Annotated in this window: 17 protein-coding genes; 5 read left to right on the top strand and 12 right to left on the bottom strand. The window is 43.2% G+C overall.

Annotated elements, in window-relative coordinates:
* Positions 1–20: 20 nt before the first annotated feature.
* The 10 genes from tolB to J7384_RS15500 all read right to left on the bottom strand — a co-directional run bounded on the left by tolB (position 21) and on the right by J7384_RS15500 (position 11,847).
* Positions 21–1,367 (bottom strand): Tol-Pal system beta propeller repeat protein TolB, encoded by a 1,347-nt coding sequence (gene tolB / locus J7384_RS15545; RefSeq protein ID WP_209115455.1) that lies wholly within the window; start codon positions 1,365–1,367, stop codon positions 21–23.
* Between the two features lie 51 nt (positions 1,368–1,418).
* Positions 1,419–2,354 carry a cell envelope integrity protein TolA gene (gene tolA / locus J7384_RS15540; RefSeq protein ID WP_209115454.1) on the bottom strand — a complete coding sequence of 312 codons (936 nt, stop codon included), beginning with the start codon at positions 2,352–2,354 and terminating at the stop codon, positions 1,419–1,421.
* Positions 2,354–2,776 carry a protein TolR gene (tolR, locus tag J7384_RS15535; RefSeq protein WP_209115453.1) on the bottom strand — a complete coding sequence of 141 codons (423 nt, stop codon included), beginning with the start codon at positions 2,774–2,776 and terminating at the stop codon, positions 2,354–2,356. The genes tolA and tolR overlap by 1 nt, the downstream gene beginning before the upstream one ends.
* A 7-nt stretch (positions 2,777–2,783) precedes the next feature.
* The gene (gene tolQ / locus J7384_RS15530; RefSeq protein ID WP_209115452.1) at positions 2,784–3,467 is read right to left on the bottom strand and encodes a protein TolQ; all 684 of its coding nucleotides are present in this window, start codon (positions 3,465–3,467) and stop codon (positions 2,784–2,786) included.
* A complete protein-coding gene (gene ybgC, locus J7384_RS15525) occupies positions 3,457–3,867 on the bottom strand; it encodes a tol-pal system-associated acyl-CoA thioesterase (RefSeq protein ID WP_209115451.1) in 411 nt (136 codons plus the stop codon). Before ybgC ends, tolQ begins: the two co-directional genes overlap by 11 nt.
* A 618-nt stretch (positions 3,868–4,485) precedes the next feature.
* Entirely contained in the window at positions 4,486–5,490 is a 1,005-nt protein-coding gene (gene ruvB / locus J7384_RS15520) for a Holliday junction branch migration DNA helicase RuvB (protein ID WP_209115450.1), read from the bottom strand.
* An 80-nt stretch (positions 5,491–5,570) separates the two neighbouring features.
* The gene (gene ruvA / locus J7384_RS15515; RefSeq protein ID WP_209115449.1) at positions 5,571–6,188 is read right to left on the bottom strand and encodes a Holliday junction branch migration protein RuvA; all 618 of its coding nucleotides are present in this window, start codon (positions 6,186–6,188) and stop codon (positions 5,571–5,573) included.
* A gap of 199 nt (positions 6,189–6,387) precedes the next feature.
* Complete coding sequence (ruvC, locus tag J7384_RS15510) at positions 6,388–6,915, bottom strand: crossover junction endodeoxyribonuclease RuvC (protein ID WP_209115448.1); 528 nt, start codon at positions 6,913–6,915, stop codon at positions 6,388–6,390.
* Between the two features lie 167 nt (positions 6,916–7,082).
* On the bottom strand, positions 7,083–8,843 hold the full coding sequence (aspS, locus tag J7384_RS15505) for an aspartate--tRNA ligase (protein ID WP_209115447.1): 1,761 nt from the start codon (positions 8,841–8,843) through the stop codon (positions 7,083–7,085).
* Positions 8,844–9,015: 172 nt separating this feature from the next.
* Positions 9,016–11,847, bottom strand: a complete 2,832-nt coding sequence (locus J7384_RS15500) for a transporter substrate-binding domain-containing protein (protein ID WP_209115446.1) — start codon at positions 11,845–11,847, stop codon at positions 9,016–9,018.
* A 100-nt stretch (positions 11,848–11,947) separates the two neighbouring features.
* Here J7384_RS15500 and cmoA point away from each other — a divergent pair, with 100 nt between their 5' ends.
* Genes cmoA through J7384_RS15485 form a run of 3 tightly spaced genes read left to right on the top strand, consistent with a single transcriptional unit; the run spans position 11,948 to position 14,585 of the window.
* Complete coding sequence (gene cmoA, locus J7384_RS15495) at positions 11,948–12,682, top strand: carboxy-S-adenosyl-L-methionine synthase CmoA (protein WP_209115445.1); 735 nt, start codon at positions 11,948–11,950, stop codon at positions 12,680–12,682.
* The gene (cmoB, locus tag J7384_RS15490; protein WP_209115444.1) at positions 12,679–13,644 is read left to right on the top strand and encodes a tRNA 5-methoxyuridine(34)/uridine 5-oxyacetic acid(34) synthase CmoB; all 966 of its coding nucleotides are present in this window, start codon (positions 12,679–12,681) and stop codon (positions 13,642–13,644) included. The genes cmoA and cmoB overlap by 4 nt, the downstream gene beginning before the upstream one ends.
* 32 nt (positions 13,645–13,676) lie before the next feature.
* The gene (locus J7384_RS15485) at positions 13,677–14,585 is read left to right on the top strand and encodes a LysR family transcriptional regulator (RefSeq protein ID WP_209115443.1); all 909 of its coding nucleotides are present in this window, start codon (positions 13,677–13,679) and stop codon (positions 14,583–14,585) included.
* Here J7384_RS15485 and J7384_RS15480 read toward each other — a convergent pair.
* Positions 14,579–15,328 (bottom strand): transporter substrate-binding domain-containing protein, encoded by a 750-nt coding sequence (locus J7384_RS15480; protein WP_209115442.1) that lies wholly within the window; start codon positions 15,326–15,328, stop codon positions 14,579–14,581. The two genes, J7384_RS15485 and J7384_RS15480, sit on opposite strands and share 7 nt — an antisense overlap.
* Before the next feature lie 107 nt (positions 15,329–15,435).
* Here J7384_RS15480 and J7384_RS15475 point away from each other — a divergent pair, with 107 nt between their 5' ends.
* Together J7384_RS15475 and J7384_RS15470 are read left to right on the top strand one after the other, a co-directional pair.
* Complete coding sequence (locus J7384_RS15475; protein ID WP_209115441.1) at positions 15,436–16,779, top strand: anti-phage deoxyguanosine triphosphatase; 1,344 nt, start codon at positions 15,436–15,438, stop codon at positions 16,777–16,779.
* Between the two features lie 59 nt (positions 16,780–16,838).
* The gene (locus J7384_RS15470; RefSeq protein WP_209115440.1) at positions 16,839–17,918 is read left to right on the top strand and encodes a patatin-like phospholipase family protein; all 1,080 of its coding nucleotides are present in this window, start codon (positions 16,839–16,841) and stop codon (positions 17,916–17,918) included.
* Positions 17,919–17,928: 10 nt separating this feature from the next.
* On the opposite strand, the gene J7384_RS15465 is transcribed toward J7384_RS15470, so the two are convergent.
* On the bottom strand, positions 17,929–18,342 hold the full coding sequence (locus J7384_RS15465) for a hypothetical protein (RefSeq protein ID WP_209115439.1): 414 nt from the start codon (positions 18,340–18,342) through the stop codon (positions 17,929–17,931).
* Positions 18,343–18,850 lie beyond the last annotated feature (508 nt).

Here is an 18,850-nt window from a genome sequence, read left to right as displayed (position 1 = left end):
TTCAATAAAAATTCATATTGTTATAAATAGGGTGACCACGCTGGTGATTTAACTTCACCATCGAGTGCCGGCAATCGCGCTTTAAAGCGACCATCAACCGACACTAAAGCCAGTACTTGACGTTGATTGTGTAAAGTACTGTAAATAATCATACCGCCGTTAGGCGATACACTTGGCGATTCGTCCAAGCGCGTTTTAGTTAGCACTTGAAAGATTCCTGAGCCTAATTCCTGTTTTGCTAAATGGTATTGCCCACGGGTGCGATTAACCATAATTAGTTGACGACCGTCAGGTGTTAAAGAGCCACCTAAGTTCATTTCGCCGTCAAATGTTAATCGTCGCAATTTACCATCGACTAAATTTACGCGATATAGCTGCGCTTTTCCACCCCGTTCTGAACTAAATACCAAAGAATTTCCATCTGGACTCCAACTTGGTTCAGTATCAATCGCACGGTGACGAGTAATTTTACGTAATTGCTTAGTATTCATATCCATAACAAAAATGTCAGGGTTGCCATCTTTCGACAATACCATTGCCAACTTGTTACCATCAGGAGACCACTGTGGTGCGCCATTTATTCCCGGAAATGAACTGACTAACGTTCTACGCGCGGTGTAAATATCCATGGTGTACACTTGTGCTTGGCGATTTTCAAATGTCACGTAAGCCAAAGTATTGCCACTTGGGTGCCAGCTTGGCGACATCAGCGGCTCTTTTGAGCGCAGCAGTACAACTTCGTTAAAACCGTCGTAATCTGAAATCGCTAATTGAAATGGAAACTCTTCTTGGTCTCGAACAATCACGTACGCAATTTTGGTTAAAAACGCGCCCTTAGTGCCTGTTAGCGTTTCATATATATTGTCGCTAATCTGGTGCGCGTATTGGCGGAATTGACTAGTACTAATTTCAACCAAACCTTCATCAAGAACGTGATCATTGGCGGAAACCAATTGACCATCACTTAACATTTGCGACTGGCCACCGGTAATTTGGCCTCGAATAACATCAACGAGTTGGTATTCAACTTGAAAACGGCCAATTGATACTTCTTTAATGGCACCAACGACAACCGCTTCTACCCCTTGACTTGCCCACGCGGCGTAATCGAGTTCAGCATCGGTATAAGCCAATTGTGGAAATTGATCTGCCGCAACCGGACGAAACTTACCACTTCTGAGTAAATCATCACTGACCACTTTGCTAATATTTTCCGGCATTGGGTTAATGCTATCCCATTTAAATGGCAGCACAGCCACTGGTCTTGCATCGTCAACACCACCGGTAATGACAATTTCTAAGGTGGCGAATGCTTGGCTTATAACCAACATGGGTAAACAAAGTATTGCTAAAATAATCTTTTTCATAAATTTTTAGTACGCTTAAATTATTGTCTCAATAGGTTTAGTTGAACTCGATTAAAAGTCTGGGCTAAAGGTGATACTAATGCGCTTCATTTCTTGATAAACATCAGGATCTTGCGATACAGGTAAAGTCCCTGCCTTGTATATCGCTTTTTTCGCAGCGTCACATACTATAGCGTCGCCACTGCCACTAATAACATTGGTGACAAAGCCCGATGATGCTAGAGTGATGACCAATTTACAAGACTTACCTTCCATTGTACTGCGGTCCTTAATAAAGTGTCGATCTATGGTCTGTCTGATCAAGGCAGCAAAACGGTTTACTTCAGACTGCACTTGTTGACGCCGCGCTTGCTGACGAGTCGCCATCTCCTGCGCCATTTGCTCCGCTAATAAACGCTCTTGTTCAGCTTTTTCTCTCGCTTCTTTTTCTTTGCGCTTGCGCTCTTGCTCACGCCTTTTTCTGAGCTCGGCTGCTTTTTTAGCTTCAGCTTCTTCTTTTAAGCGCTTGGCTTTGGCATCGGCGGCGGCTTTATCTGCTTTGCGCTTTTCAGCTTCTTTGCGTTTGCGCACTTTCTCAGCTTCTGCCGCTTTTGCCCGCGCTTTTTTAGCCGCTGACTCAGCTTGTTTCTTCTCGCGCTCTTTTTGCTTGCGCTGTTTTTCGAGCGCTTTAATGCGTTCTTGCTCTTTAGCGCGTTTGCGCTTTGCGGCAGCAGCTCGCTCTTCAAGCTCTTTAATACGCTTTTGTTCACGCGCTTTATCGGCAGCTTGCTGCTGCCTAATCTTATTCACTTTGGCTTCGAGCTTTTTCTTGTCCACCGCGACCGCTTTAATCGGCTCAACGGTTTCAGGTAAATTGGTTACCTGCATCACGCTCGGTTTTGGCTTTTCAAGTTCATAGCTAAAATCGCCGGCAAACAGCACAACAGCGATAGCCGCATGAACAGCAAAACTCAAAGATAATGGGGTTAAATACTGCTTAGTTAACATTAGGACTCCGGGCTATCTGTCATCAAGCCCACTGACGGTGCGCCAGCTTTTTGCAATAACACCATCAACTGCACTACTGCATTGTAAGAAACTGCACCGTCTCCGTTAACCACAACTGGCGTTTGAGGATCAACCGCTAACCTGGCTGCCACTTCTAATGCAACATCTTCAGCTGACATCGGCTGGTTTTCACCACCACCAACCGCTAAATAGTACTGACCGTTAGCATCAACTGACGCTACCATTGGCGTTTTACTGTCTTTATCGAGGGGTTCGGCTTCCGCTTTAGGTAAATCAACTTTGACACCTTGGGTGATTAGTGGCGCCGTTACCATAAAAATAATTAATAGCACCAACATCACATCGATGTATGGCACTACGTTAATTTCAGCGACCTTACGACGTCTGACTCTCTGATACATAGGCTATTTACCCCTTGTTTTCAGCAGTAACTTGTCGTTGCAAAATACTTGAAAATTCTTCCATAAAGTTGCCGTAACTGTTTTCGAGCTTCTCAACTTTATGACTAAAACGGTTGTAAGCCATAACGGCTGGAATTGCCGCAAACAGGCCCATCGCCGTAGCAACCAAGGCTTCAGCGATACCAGGCGCGACCATCGCCAAGGTTGCTTGTTTTACTGCACCAAGTGCTATAAATGAATTCATGATCCCCCACACGGTACCGAACAAACCAATATATGGGCTGATAGAACCAACGGTCGCCATAAACGGTAAATGGGTTTCTAAATCATCGACTTCTCTCGATAATGCGACGCGCATTGCTCTATGGGTGCCGTCCACTATCATCTGTGGCGATTGCAACTGACTTTGACGAAGACGAACAAACTCCTTAAAACCAGCGACAAATAAGCTCTCGATCCCTTGAATGTGAGCGCGTGCCGATACTTCATTGTATAACTTGGTTAAATCGGCGCCGCTCCAGAACTTATCTTCAAACGCCTGCAGCTGATTGTGCGCAGTTGTTAGTGCCTTGCGGCGTTGAAAAATCATGGTCCAGCAAATAACGGAAAATGCGAGCAGTAAAATCATTACCGCCTTAACTAATAAGCTCGCTTGTAAAAATAAATCAAAAAAAGATAACTCAGCTGACACGCTTTAACACTCCTAAAATCGGTTCTGGGGTAGCACAAGGCTTGGCTTTACTTAAATCAACGCAAACAACGACAACTTCAGCTTGGCAAATTAACTTTTGGTCTTGATCAACTATTTGTTGAAAAAACACCATGCTTGAACGTTTTAATTGGCGAATTTCACTTTTTACCGTCAGCAAGTTATCAAGCTTAGCGGAAGCTAAATAGTCCGTTGTTACCTTTCTGACGACAAAACCGATGTTTTGTTGCAAAAAAATTGATTGATTTATGCCTAATTCTCTAAGCCACTCGGTACGGGCGCGTTCAAAAAATTTTAAATAATTTGCATAATAAACGATACCACCAGCGTCTGTATCTTCATAAAAAACGCGTATCTGGTAGTTTTGTGGAGAGGTCGACATATCACCGCTTAATTGATCACTGTTGTAAGCCTCTATGTTAATAACAAAGCGGTGCAGCGACAAGCGTTTCTTATAACCTAAAGACAACTTGGTTGAGCAGTTTTGAGACGAGTAGAGTTGAAACTATCGAAAAATACTAAAATCAAAAAAATATTAATCTGTATGTAAGCTTTATTAACTCACTAATGGCGCAAAACCCCTATGTTATTTATGCGCTACAACAACCTAAAAACAAGGTTTAATTCACCTATCGTGAATAAAAATTCGGTTTCCAACCCAAAGCATAAAAAACCACAATCGCATTAGAAAAACTAATGCGAAATATCAGTTTATTTAGTTTGTGACCAATTGGTTAGATAGATAAAATAACTTTGTTTTCTGAGCTAGCGCAGTGACTTACCCCAGTCATTAGCCAGATCACTTTTGAAAAGATGTTTTCATCTCTTCTCTCTGACATGTTTCCTGGAATTTAACTTCCTTCTATCAACTGATTATTAGTTGGCCCGCAATAAGTATTGCGGGCTTTTTTTTGTCTGAAATTTACCTATAACTCTGGTTAAGAAGAGAAAAGAATGGCAGGTCGCTAGCAAAACCTGCACAGCATACGAGGTGACTTGGCTAACTTTTACTATCGTAGCCAAAATGTTGAAATGCACGGTCAGTGACGACTCGGCCACGTGGTGTGCGTTGTAAAAAGCCCTGTTGGATCAAAAATGGCTCTATAACATCTTCAATGGTTTCTCGCTCTTCACCGATAGCTGCGGCAACATTGTCTAAACCAACAGGGCCTCCCATGAATTTTTCGATAATGGCGAGCAACAGTTTGCGGTCCATAATATCAAAGCCTTCACTGTCAACTTCTAGCATATCAAGTGCTTTTGCTGCGGTTTGCTGGTCAACTATGCCATTGGTTTTAACATCAGCATAGTCTCTAACGCGGCGTAATAAGCGATTGGCAATACGCGGCGTGCCACGAGATCGGCGCGCGACTTCAAACGCGCCCTCTTGTTCAATGGTTAAATTTAAAAAATGTGCCGAGCGACTAATAATGTCGGTTAAATCTTTGGTATTGTAAAATTCTAAGCGCTGGACAATACCAAACCGGTCTCGTAATGGCGATGTGAGTGCGCCAGCACGGGTGGTGGCACCAATTAGAGTAAACGGCGGTAAATCGAGCTTAATAGAGCGAGCCGCAGGACCTTCACCAATCATAATATCGAGTTGATAATCTTCCATCGCCGGATAGAGTACTTCTTCTACCATAGGGCTCAGACGGTGAATTTCATCAATAAACAACACGTCGTTTTCTTCTAAATTAGTCAGTAAAGCCGCCAAGTCGCCAGCTTTTTCAAGCACAGGACCAGAGGTTGTCCGAATATTCACTCCCATTTCATTAGCAACAATATTCGCCAGCGTTGTTTTACCTAAACCAGGCGGACCAAAAATCAACAAGTGATCGAGCGGTTCATTGCGCTTTTTGGCCGCTTCAATAAAGATTTCCATTTGCGCTTTAACGTGATCTTGGCCAGTGTAGTCAACCAGCATTTTGGGTCTAATTGCGCGATCAACATGCTCTTCTTCAAGGCTTGCGGTTGGCTGAATTAAGCGATCTGCTTCAATCATGTTAAATACTCTATTGCTCTTATATTAGTGGTTATTGCTGAGTGCTTTTGCGACGTTATTAGTTAGTTTAACGCCATTGTTTATATCATGGCTTTGAGCGCATCGCGAATCAGTACTTCGCTACTGCTACCCTGTTGATAAACCGATTTTACGGCTTTGTCCGCTTGGGCATTGGTATAACCGAGTGAAATCAATGCGTTTATCGCATCGCCTTTGGCATCACTGATGACAAGTGTATTTTCAATCACGTTGTCGATTGGCATTGCATCTGTCGCTGGCGTACTGTCAGTTTGCCAGTCTTTTAAACGGTCGCGCATTTCAATCAGTAAACGCTCTGCTGTTTTCTTGCCAACACCGGGGATTTTAACAATGGTGGTAACATCGTCATGGGCTACACAACTGACAAACTGCTCTGCCGACATTCCCGATAGAATCGCTAAACCTAACTTAGGGCCGACACCGTTGACTTTGATCAACAGCCTAAACAACTTTCGTTCCACTTTATTAGCAAAGCCGTAGAGTAATTGAGCGTCTTCACGGACGACAAAATGAGTGTAAATCGTTGCTTCTTGATTGAGCTCAGGTAAGGCATAGATGCTAGTCATAGGCATTGAAACTTCATAGCCGACGCCTTGGCACTCAATGACAATCTCTGGGGCTGTTTTTTCAATCAAGGTTCCACGTAAACGACCAATCATAACTTTTTAATCCGCCTTTTCATTCACTCATACTCATTAGCGACAGCTTAACACTGTATATATACTCAGTCCACTTGAAAGCGTGTCTTTCCAATAAATTTAAAAAGCTGTTTGAATCACTTGTGTATTTCGTGGGGCAAACTAATGATCATATCAGTGCTGCCGAGCAGATGATAACGGTATTGAAAAACGCGGACGGCTAACGCAAACGTCGGCGCACAGTTTTAGTCGCTTGGCCAGCTAACTTACTCAGTGAATCATGGCTGTGACCATGACAAAGCGCAACAGCTAAGGCATCGGCTGCGTCTGCTTGCGGTGTTGCCGGAAGTTTTAAAATAGTTTTAACCATGTGCTGAACTTGGCTTTTATCTGCACCACCAGTGCCAACGACAGATTGTTTGATTTGTCTGGCTGAGTATTCGGCTATTGATAAACCCGCTTGAGTTGCCGCGACTATTGCCGCCCCTCTCGCTTGTCCCAATTTAAGTGCCGAATCTGGGTTCTTGGCCATAAAGACCTGCTCAATAGCAAACATATCTGGCTGAAACTGAACGATTAACTCACTGACGCCAGCAAAAATAGTTTGCAAGCGCGCCCCCAGGTCATCACCAGCGCTAATCGCTTTAATGCAGCCACTGCCCAAATAACTAAACTGACGTCCGGTTTGTTTAACGAGACCGTAACCGGTCAATCGAGAACCGGGATCTATACCTAAAATAATAGTCACGTGAGCACTTTGTCCAAAGTATTGTAATGTTCCACAAATAAAAAGCCAGTTAAAACAATCACGTTTTAACTGGCTTAAGGTTATCATTTATCAGCTCAAGGCTAAATCACTTCCACACAAGGCTGATATAGAGTCTAGCTTCTGAGTAAGTCAAACCTGCTCAAAAATTAAGCTTGCTCAACTTTAGCGATAGCTAGCTCTTCAAGCTGAGTTGGGTTAGCTTCACCTGGCGCATTGGTTAATGGACACGCGGCAGTTGTGGTTTTCGGGAATGCCATTACGTCGCGAATTGACGAAGCACCGGTCATTAACATCACCAGACGATCCAGGCCAAAGGCAAGACCTGCATGCGGCGGCGCACCATATTGAAGTGCTTCTAACAAGAAGCCAAATTTCTCTTGTGCTTCCTCATCGCTGATCCCCAAAATTCTAAAAACAGCAGACTGCATGGCTTGGTCGTGTATACGCACTGAACCACCGCCTAATTCACAACCGTTAAGCACCATGTCATACGCATCAGAAAGCGCGCCGACAGGATTGGCTTCTAGTTGTTCTGGCGTCAAATTCGTTGGCGCAGTAAACGGGTGGTGTAAGGCGTGCATGTGACCATCGATTTCTTCAAACATCGGGAAATCAACAACCCATAATGGTTTCCACTCGTCGCTCACTAAGCCTAAGTCTTCACCCAATTTCAAGCGCAATGCACCCAGCGCCTCAGTCACTACATTGTAGCTATCAGCACCGAAGAAAATAATATCACCTGACTCAGCTTCAACGCGAGCGAGCAATTGATTAACCGCGTCTTCAGGTAAGAACTTTAAGATTGGCGACTGTAAACCTTCAAGGCCAGCAGCGATATCATTTATTTTCAACCAAGCTAAACCTTTAGCACCGTAGATACCAACGAACTTGCCGTAGTCATCAATATTCTTGCGCGAAAGCTGACTAGCAGCACCAGGTACTTTAATGACTGAAACACGGCCGTTGTCATCATTAGCTGGGCCTGCGAACACTTTAAATTCAACATCTTTCAAAATGTCTGCAACATCAACGATTTCTAACGGGTTACGCAAATCAGGCTTGTCTGAGCCAAAGCGAGTCATTGCTTCGCTGTATGGCATGCGCGGGAAATCACCTAAGTCAACGTTTAACAACTGTTGGAACAAATCGCGAATCATGGTTTCTGTCACCGACATCACTTGTTCTGCCGACATAAACGAAGTTTCGATATCGATTTGAGTAAATTCAGGCTGACGGTCAGCACGTAAATCTTCATCGCGGAAACATTTTACGATTTGGTAGTAACGTTCCATACCCGACATCATCAACAACTGCTTAAACAATTGCGGAGACTGTGGCAATGCGAAGAACTTACCTTTGTGCGTGCGGCTCGGCACTAAGTAATCACGAGCACCTTCAGGTGTCGCTGCCGTCAAAATTGGCGTTTCAATGTCTAAAAAGCCTTGCTTTTCTAGCGACTGACGGACAGCAGAAGTGACCTGAGCACGGAAGCGCAAACGCTCGCTCATTTCAGGACGACGTAAGTCTAAGTAGCGGTATTTTAAACGGTTCTCTTCTGAGTTCTCTTGGTTAAAATCAAGAGGGAGTGGCGCTGACTTGTTTAAAATCTCAAGCTCTAGACCCAAAACTTCAATAGCACCAGTCGCCATATCTTTATTGACTTGGCCTTCAGGGCGAGCGCGAACTTTACCCTTGATTTGAACGCAGAATTCGTTGCGCAACGTATTTGCTTTAGCGAGCACTTCTGGTAGGTCTGGATCGTAAACAACTTGGACAATACCTTCACGGTCTCTGACATCAAGGAAGATTACCGCACCTAAATCTCGACGACGATTAACCCAACCGCACAAAGTGACTTCCTGACCAATATGAGATTCATTGACCTCACCACAATAAAGACTACGCATCTAGCAAATACCCTGAAAAAATATACGTTAAAAGAGTTGTTAACCACAGCTAACAACCAAAATACTTAAAAAATTGGCGTCATTATAAAGGAATGGCAATTGTTGGCAATCCATCCCTTGACTAAATCACTCAATTGCCAAAGAAATGATCATTAAAACAGCTTTCGATAAACTAATTAAAGGTGTAATTGTTTTTACCTTTCGCTTTCACTTTGTACATTAGTGTATCAGCAACCTTCAAGAGCTCATTGTCGCTATCACCGTCGTCTGGATAAACGGCAATACCAATACTACACCCCACTTGCGCACTACCCGCTGATAATTCAAACGGTTGCTGACAAAGCATCAGCGCTTTTTGCGCGACGAGCGCCGCTTCTTCTTTTTGATGCAAGCCAGTTAACAATAAGACAAATTCATCACCACCAAACCTGACTACGGTATCTGATTTTCGAACGCAACCTTTTAAACGCTCAGCAAGTTGTACGAGTAATTCATCACCAACATCGTGACCATGGGTATCGTTAATACTTTTAAAACCGTCGAGGTCGATAAACAATACAGCCATATTGAGCTTTTTGCGTTGATGAAAATTTATGCTTGAGTTAATGCGCTCTTTTAATAAAACGCGATTGGCAAGGCCGGTCAATTCATCGTGAGTTGCCATGTGCTTCATTTTTAACTCTAGACGCTTACGGCGTTTAACCTCGATATATAAACGTCGATTCCAAAAGATAATAAAGGCGATAATTAAGACAATAACTACGGCCACTTGCACGGTTAAGCGAACCACAACATCGCGGTCTAATCCGGTGTTAACATTCACGTTAAGCCATTTTTGATAAATAAACTGACGTTCACCATCGCTGATCGTAGCAATACCTTTGTCGACAATTGATTTTAATTCTGGCAACTTCTTGTTCATGCCCATTTGCCACGCGTCTTGTTCAAGTTCTTCCAAGACAGAAATTTGCAGACTCATTAAGCTCTCGCGATAAAACAACTGAGTTGCCGTTGCCAGCGCCTCTAGGATGCCATCAACGCGACCTTGCTGCAGCGCAACCAAGGCTTCTTCTGTGCCGTCAACTTCAACCAGTTCAATATTGGGGTAACGCTCACGCATGAGTTTTATCCAATGGTAGCCTTTGACGACGGCAAGGCGTTTGTCTTCAAAGTCCGTTAAGCGAGCGCGAGCAGTATTAGTCGCTTGATGTAAAATTACCCAAGGCATGTTTAAGTAAACATTTGAGAAATTGATGATTTCTTCGCGCTCTGGTGTTCTTAATATCGTACCAAGCATGTCAACTTCACCATTGAGTAAAGCTTGATACAACCCTTGCCAATTGTCATAACCGCGATAACTAAAGCTCAAACCAGTACGTTTAGCGATCAAATCGAAAAAGTCGGGGTTTAGTCCCTCGTATTGCCCTTTTTTGGCTAGGACTTCCACCGGCGCCCAGTTTTTCAAAACGCCAACCGTGACGCTACCGTGTTGTAAAAACCAGCTTTGCTCGTCAGCCGTCAGCTGAACTTGATCAGCGAGCTCTTTAAAGTAGTGATATTTATCTTTATTAACCCACTGGGCTTCTAATTCAGTGAGTTTGTTCAGTGGTATTTTGTCAAAACCTTGTTGAATACGGCTCGCTAATGCCTCTTGTTCTCGGTTGACAACTGAATAAAGCCCTGCCTTGACAACAGCAGCAGGATTCATATGATAACTAGATAGTAATCCATGCTCTGATAACAGTGCTTGCATGCTCGCCGCTGCGCTAATCATGCCATCTAGCTTCCCTTCGCGAATACCCACAACAACTTCCTGACTGGTGCTAACATCGAGAAAATTAATTTCTGGGTACTGGGCGATTAGCCGCTCACGATAAGAAGCGGCTTTAAAAACCCCTACGGTTTTGCCCGACATTTGCTCGAGCTGTGTTGCTTCGTCAAAGGAGTTTTTTAAAAACAAATAGGAATTAACCTGATACAACTTATAAGCAGGAATTAAGTTTTCGTCTCGCTGGGCATAAAAAGGGTGAGCGATATGAACATCGGCACTACGTTGATTGACCATTTCAAGTGACTGGTAGACATCACCACTCATAAACTCTACGGGCTGTTGATTATACTCAGACCACAATCGCCAGGCATCAATAAACAGGCCTTGAGGTGTTCCATCAGGGCCGGTATTCATATAGGGGGGCACACCATCGGTATACACTAGCTGCAGTGCTTTTGACTGACTATTAATACCTAGCCAACGTTGCTCAATTACCGATAACTCGGCCGAACTAATATTTGCCTTGCCCTGCTCAATATCACGCAGTAACTGAATATTGTTTTTGGCAACAGCTGACACTAAACCAACTTGATTGATCTGAATGCGTTTACTGTAGGGAAACAAATTAACGATTTTATTCGCTTCGGGATAATTTTTCGCAATTTGCTCAACGCCAGTGAAAGCGATAATCTCCCCCTTCAGTGCCGCATCATACATCTCTATTGTCGAGCGATACGGCTTCAAAATTAAGTTGGGATATAAGCGCTGTAACGTGTGCTCACTTTCGGCATTGGCAATAACGCCAACCAAAAACGGTTCAAGTGACTCAATGGTTTTTAAACTGGGGTAATCTCTGTGTATATGAATATAGCGCGCCAGTTCAAATAGCGCTTTGGTTAAACCGTATTTTTCATTTCGCGGTTCGGTATAAGACATCGCAGCGTGAATATCTGCTTTGCCTTGCTCGAGCATATCTAAACTATTTTGCCAGTTGCTAGCTTTGATAAAAGATATCTTTCGATTGTTTTTCTCGGCCCATAGTTGCCAGTAATCAACCATTAAACCGGCAACACGATTGTTTTGATCAATAAAGTGATAGGGATAAGAGTATGGGCTAACAATAATTTTAAGGTTGTCTGAATCGCTTAGAGTAGCAGGCGAATGGTCATCTTGAAAGGCCAAGACACTGGTTGGCAATAATAAAAACATCAACCAGTAAAAAAACAACTTCAAGACCATACTCCCCAGATTTCGACCAAAACTAACTGCACTTTTCACTCACTAATTTGATATAATTGATAAATTCAATTTGAATTGCAACCCATTCATTATCATGCAGTCATCAGATAAAGATATTATTTTTTCCAAGCCGCAAAGCCAAGTAAAAGATTTTTGCTTTGACGCACAAGTTGTCGAAGTATTCCCTGATATGATCTCTCGCTCGGTTCCCGGCTATAGTACGATTATAGATACTATTGGTCGCTTAAGTCAGCAATATGTTACCGACAATAGCCATGTCTACGACCTCGGCTGTTCGCTAGGCGCGGCCACCTTGGCGATGCGCAAAAGTATTAGTGCCGAAAACTGCCAAATTATTGGTATCGACAACTCTGCTGCTATGGTTGAGCGCTGTCAGCGACATATCCAAGCATTCCGTGGCAAAACCCCAGTTGAAATAATCCAAGGCGATATCTTAGAACAAACATACTCGCCAGCATCAATGATGGTACTCAACTTTACGCTGCAGTTTTTAGAACCGGAAAAGCGCACCGAATTACTGGCGCAAATATATAACGCTTTGCTACCGGGTGGTTTACTGGTTTTATCTGAAAAAATCACCGCAGATGATCAAACCTGTAACCAAGTGATTACTGACTTGCATCACGACTTTAAGCGCGCCAACGGTTATAGCGAGCTCGAAATTGCCCAAAAGCGCACTGCGCTTGAAAATGTCATGCGTACAGACACGCTTGCAACTCAGCTCGATCGCCTCCAAAAAGTTGGCTTCAAACACATAACACCTTGGTTTCAATGTTTTAACTTTATGTCTTTAATTGCGATAAAATGAACAACTTCAATAAGTTTTACCAACAAATAGCCGCCAATCGCTTGAGCCATTGGCTTGAATCACTACCTGCTCAATTGTCACAATGGTCGAGCCAACACCTGCACGGCGAATATGCCCAGTGGCAAAAAACACTCGATGGTCTGCCAGAGACCCAAGTCAATCAAATTGATATTGTTAACAGCGTATCAGTTGGACAACAAGGCGATCTGAGCAGTGGCGAATACAAACGCCTAAAACATATGTTGAAAAAGCTAAAACCTTGGCGCAAAGGCCCATATCAGATTCATGGTTTGGATATAGATACTGAATGGCGATCAGATTTTAAGTGGGACCGCTTAGTTCCCTTTATTAGCGACCTCTCTAACCGCTATGTTCTAGATATCGGCTGTGGTAGTGGTTATCACTTATGGCGAATGCGCGGCGCCGGCGCTAAATTTGTTGTTGGTATCGACCCGACACAACTTTTTTTAATGCAGTTTAACGCTATCCAGCACTTTATTAATGATAATAGTGTAAACTTACTACCTCTGGGTGTTGAACAACTGCCTGAATTAAAAGCATTCGATACGGTTTTTGCCATGGGTGTTTTATACCACAGACGTTCGCCAATCGACTTTTTGTACCAATTGAAAGCTCAATTAGTGCAAGGTGGCGAACTTGTGCTTGAAACCTTAATTGTTGATGGCGACGAAAACACCGTATTAGTGCCTGGCGAACGCTATGCCAAAATGCGCAACGTCTGGTTTTTACCCAGCGGTAAAGCCATGGTGGCATGGTTAAAGCGTTGCGGCTTTAAAAATGTTCAGTGGGTCAATACCGACCAAACTGCTTTTGAAGAGCAGCGTAAAACCGATTGGATTGACAGTGAGTCACTATCAGACTTCCTCGATCCGAACGATGCCAACAAAACCATCGAAGGTTACCCAGCACCGAAGCGGGCGATTTTTATCGCTAATAAGTAGCCAGCAACAAAAATTCGCAATAGTATTGAGCTATGGACAAGTTATTTCGCGCAAAATCAACCATAGAGCAATGGCGAATATTACAAGCCGTGGTTGATTATGGCGGCTACGCTAAAGCCGCCGATAAACTCAATAAAAGCCAAAGCTCTCTCAATCACGCCGTCGCCAAATTACAAGCGCAACTCGGGATTAGTCTACTAGAAGTACAAGGCCGCAAAGCAACCTTAACCCAACAGGGTGAAACCATGCTTAGGCGAGCTCGACAAGTGCTGCAAGACATTGAAGCATTAGAAGGATTAGCCGGAACCTTGAACCAAGGTTGGGAGCCAGAGATTAGGCTGGCAATTGAGATTATTTACCCAAGAGCAGATTTATACCAGACCTTAAAAGCGTTTTTGCCGCTAAGTAAAGGCAGTCGATTAAAAATTACTAATGAAGTGATATCCGGCAGCGCAGAAGCCATCTTGCAGAAAAAAGCCGATATTGTTATTAGTAACATTGTCCCACAAGGTTACTTGGCCAATACCTTAACAACTGTCAAATTAATTGCCGTTTGCAGCGCTAATAATTGCGACATTGATGACGATGAAATTACCCTAGAGCAACTCGCTAGCCACTTGCAAGTAGTCATTGGAGAAACAGGGGTTAGTGAAAACAAGCAAGGCTGGTTAAAAGCAGAGCAACGTTGGACAGTAGCTAACTTCCAAGAAGCAATCATGATATTACTGGAGAATATTGGTTTTTGCTGGCTACCTGAAGACTTAGCACAACCCTATTTGTCGTCAGGCCAGTTGCGCATTATCAATATTGCCAACTATTCAAATAGAGTGGTTCCGCTCAATTTAGTGATACCAGATAGAGATGGCGCAGGCCCCGCGACAAAACTGTTAGAGCAGCTTTTTTATCAGCGACACGGTGTTGAGATCAACAGTCATCAATAGATATATTTATTGATGATTTCCCGATACTGGTCTGTCGCTTTTAGCTGCAAAATACCTTGGTTAAATTTGTCGGCAAGGGTTTGGCTCTTAAAGCCAGCTACATAGTTAATTTCAGGGAAGATTTTGTGAACAATATAAGGCTTTTGATAAAGCGGACCATCTTGCTCACGAGTTAGATATTCGAAGATGTGATGCTCTAAAACAATGACATCAGTGCGCCCAGAGAATAGCATGCCAATTTGCTGCTTTTGATTGGCGACTTCTCGATAATCCGTTGAATACGCCGTGATCTCTTTGTATTTACTGCCAAGAAAGTTTCGAGCCCCTTGAAACGCAACAATACTTCGACCAATCAATTGATCAATTTCATTAATATCAAAGTTGTTATCGGCTAGCGTCACCGCAACGTTTTGATAACGTACATACGGCGCAGATAAATAAACTTGGCTATGAGAAAAATGTGGAGGTAAAGTAATAATACCGTCAAAGTCCCAGCGCACAAAGCTGTTCACATTTCTGCCTAAGGGCATTAAGGTAAAATTGACTTCTATGTCTTGTGATGCAAGCGCATGGGTGATCAACTCAATTTGAACCCCCTCGTGCTTATTGACGATAAACGGAGGCTTGGCGAGCCCTGTTAACAATTCAATTTTCTCTGCTATCGCATATCTAGCGCTAACTAGCGACAACACTAACGCACAAACTAACAAACCATTAGCAATCGGCAATCCAAAAATATTCATTATTAAATCCTTTTGCTTTACCACGTTATCAAAATTAGGTTAGTGTTATTAGCAACATAGCGCAAGTAGTATTTATAAGACAGTGGTTATAAGGAACGGGACTCTCTATGAAATTAGACTGGCTTGAGCGTCGGCTGGCAAAAGTTGCAAAACGACAACACGATCATCGTAGCCCTTATCAGCGCGACCGCGCAAGAATACTGCACTCAGCGGCTTTTCGTCGGCTACAGTCAAAAACTCAAGTGATGGGTAGCGGTCAAAGCGATTTTTACCGCACCCGATTGACTCACTCACTAGAAGCGGCTCAAATCGGCTCGGGTATATCAGCGCAGCTCAAATCAAAGTACCCTGACATAACTCGCGAATTACTGCCCAATGACGATGCGTTAATTGAAGCGCTGTGCCTTGCCCATGACATTGGTCACCCTCCCTTTGGTCACGGCGGTGAAGTTGCACTTCATTACATGATGCGCAATCACGGTGGCTTTGAAGGTAATGGCCAAACCTTCCGAATCGTCTCTCAACTAGAGCCATTTAGCGAGCATTTTGGTATGAATCTCGCGCGTCGAACTTTACTCGGCTTACTCAAATATCCTCAAACAATCGATGCCCTTCAAAGTACTGAGCAGGTTGACGATGTTAAAAGTTTTAGACAACTCAAGGCTGATGTTTGGCACCCTCCCAAGGGCTTATACAAAGACGATAGTGAGATGTTAGCTTGGGTGCTTGAGCCCTTATCAAATAGCGACAAAGCACTTTTTCAAAGTGTTAAGCAACACAATAATAAACACAGTAAAACCAAATTTAAATCTCTCGACTGTTCAATGATGGAACTCGCCGATGATATCGCTTATGGCATTCACGATATGGAGGACGCTATTGTTACCGGTGTTGTCAGCAAGACCGATTTTGAGCAGCAAGTTGTCGATAAGCTTCTCACAATAAACGATTCAACGGTTAAAGCCCTGGCGATTAATCTGTCAGCATCATTATTTAGTGAACATCACTACCAACAAAAAGAAGCCATTGGCGGTTTAGTCAACTATCTCATTACTGAGATAGTACTAATCGACCTCAACGAACACTTAGCAACTGATTTTACTGAGCCATTATTGCGCTATAACGCAGCGCTTCCTGAGGTACCAAATAAGGTCCTCAACATATTTAAACAGTTTGTTTTACAATACGTTGTTAAACAAACGGCGATTCAGCGTCATGAATATCGCGGTCAGCAAATAGTTATGGAATTGTTTGAGGCGCTTGCGGCTGATCCTGAGCGTTTACTACCCAACGCAAGTGTCAAGCGCTGGCAACAAGCCGTAGCAAGTGGTGACAATCAGTATCGCGTTATCGCTGATTATGTTGCTGGAATGACCGACGATTATGCAACTAAGCTATACAAAAACTTATTTATTCCAAACATTAATGACACCATTAGAGAATCGCTATAATCACTGCTGCAATAGTTAATCAGAATATATCAAAGCATTAAGGACACCAGTAAGAGAACATGAATAAAGGAACATCGCCGAATTTAGAAATTTACGCAGGCCCCAAAGCCTTAGAAAAAATCAAACAAGAAGGCTTTAAACCACAATTATTTGATCACTTTCTAGGCGCCAGTGGCGGACCAAAATGGTTCACGTTATTTGGCTTAGACAAGTATTTATTTGGCGAGTTTTTTAACGGTACTAATCAGCCCCTCAACTTGGTTGGCTCTTCTGCCGGAGCTTTTAGAGCGTCATGCCTTGCACAAGCAGACCCTGTTGCCGCCATTACTCGACTGGCAGAATCCTATTCTCAAACAATTTATAGTCGCAATGCCGACCGCGAAGAAATAACAGCAAAAGCGAGTGATATTCTCGACTATAGCCTAAGCCAAAATGGCATTGAACAAATTATCAATCACGATACGATTAATGTTCACCTACTGACAAACCTATGTCGAGGTTTAGTTTCATGGGAATTTAAACCGCTGCTGTTTGCAGGTTTAGTCAAAAGTATGTTGAGCAACTTAGTGTCGCGCAAGCGGCTCCACAGCCAATACCAACGCGTTATCTTTCACACGCCAAACCAGCAACTACAATTTAATGATCAATACAACTTTCAAACACAGTACGTTGCGTTAACAAAAGAAAACTTTAAGCCAGCGTTAATGGCCTCTGGTGCAATTCCAATTGCTATGGAGGGTATTAGTAATATTCCTGGTGCTCCCCCTGGTATGTATCGCGATGGAGGTATTATTGACTACCACTTTGATTTACAGATCAATAACAATGACGCGTTAACGCTTTACCCTCATTTCAATCATAAGCCCAAGGCTGGTTGGTTTGATAAAAACCTCAACCGTTCAGTTAATCCAAACAATTACGATAATATTGTCATGTTGATACCTTCTCGCAACTTTATCGAAAACCTGCCGATGAAAAAAATTCCAGATCGAAAGGATTTTAGTTTACAAGAAGACAAAACGCGGATACGTAACTGGCAAGATGTGCTAGTTGCAGGTGACTTGCTTGCCGAAGAGCTAGATGACTTTATTAATCAACAACGTATTGATGACATTAAGCCCTTCGAGATACTGCAATAACAATATTGCGTTAGGAACCACTTTGCGTTGTGATTTTGTTTTGAGGGATAATTTGTTTAGCGAGATTTTCTGCTTGTTCAAAGGACTGCACGATTTCAAAAGGGCGATAAACTTCGTCAGCCGTCGACAACATAAATTCAACTAGGCGTTGCGGCAGAATAAAAATAACGTAAATACAATTGTGTTGCTTCGCCCAACTTTGCAACTTAACCAGTTCGTCAGTCACTTCCTGGCCACCACCTTCAAAGTGTTCTAAATCAACGATTCTGAGCCAAGGTTTAGTATAAATGTCTTGGGCGCTATTCTGAACATCAATTGCGTATGACTGAGTTGCTTCTCTATTCCATATTCCTAGCATACTCGTATACAGCCACTGCCCTTGGCAACGAATATCAAATTGTCCATGTGCTGTAAACTGAGTCAAAACTAAGTTCCCGAAATTCTTTATCTTTTAGTACGGATAAAATGTAAAAAGACAGTGAAACCCTAAAGTTAGAAACACTAGGTTAATATAAAAACAACAAAAAGCAAAAAAAACGCAGCGTCAGCTGCGGGTTTGACGTGCATGGAAGCACTAATGTCGTGAAGGCATGGATGCCTAGGAACGACCTATTAATAAAAGCTTAGCGATGACCTACTCTCACATTAAGAGCAACCTACCCACACGCTCTCAATTCGGCGCAGTGGCGTTTGACGTACATGGATGTACTAATGCCGCGAGAGCATGGATGCTCAAGAGCGGTCACTTCTGAGAATCTGTGACGGTATAAGCGCATGGATTCAGGTGTTGCTATCGCCGTAAAAACAAAAAACCCGCAGTGTTAGCTGCGGGTTTTTCTTAATAAGCGCTTAGCGATGACCTACTCTCACATGGGACCTCCCACACTACCATCGGCGCAGTTGCGTTTCACTTCTGAGTTCGGCATGGATTC

The sequence above is a fragment of the Endozoicomonas sp. G2_1 genome, assembly GCF_017744155.1.
Lineage (GTDB): Bacteria > Pseudomonadota > Gammaproteobacteria > Enterobacterales > Alteromonadaceae > JAGHQT01.
The sequence above is the reverse complement of the archived record's forward strand: the minus strand, read 5'-3'. Positions and strand labels throughout refer to the sequence as shown.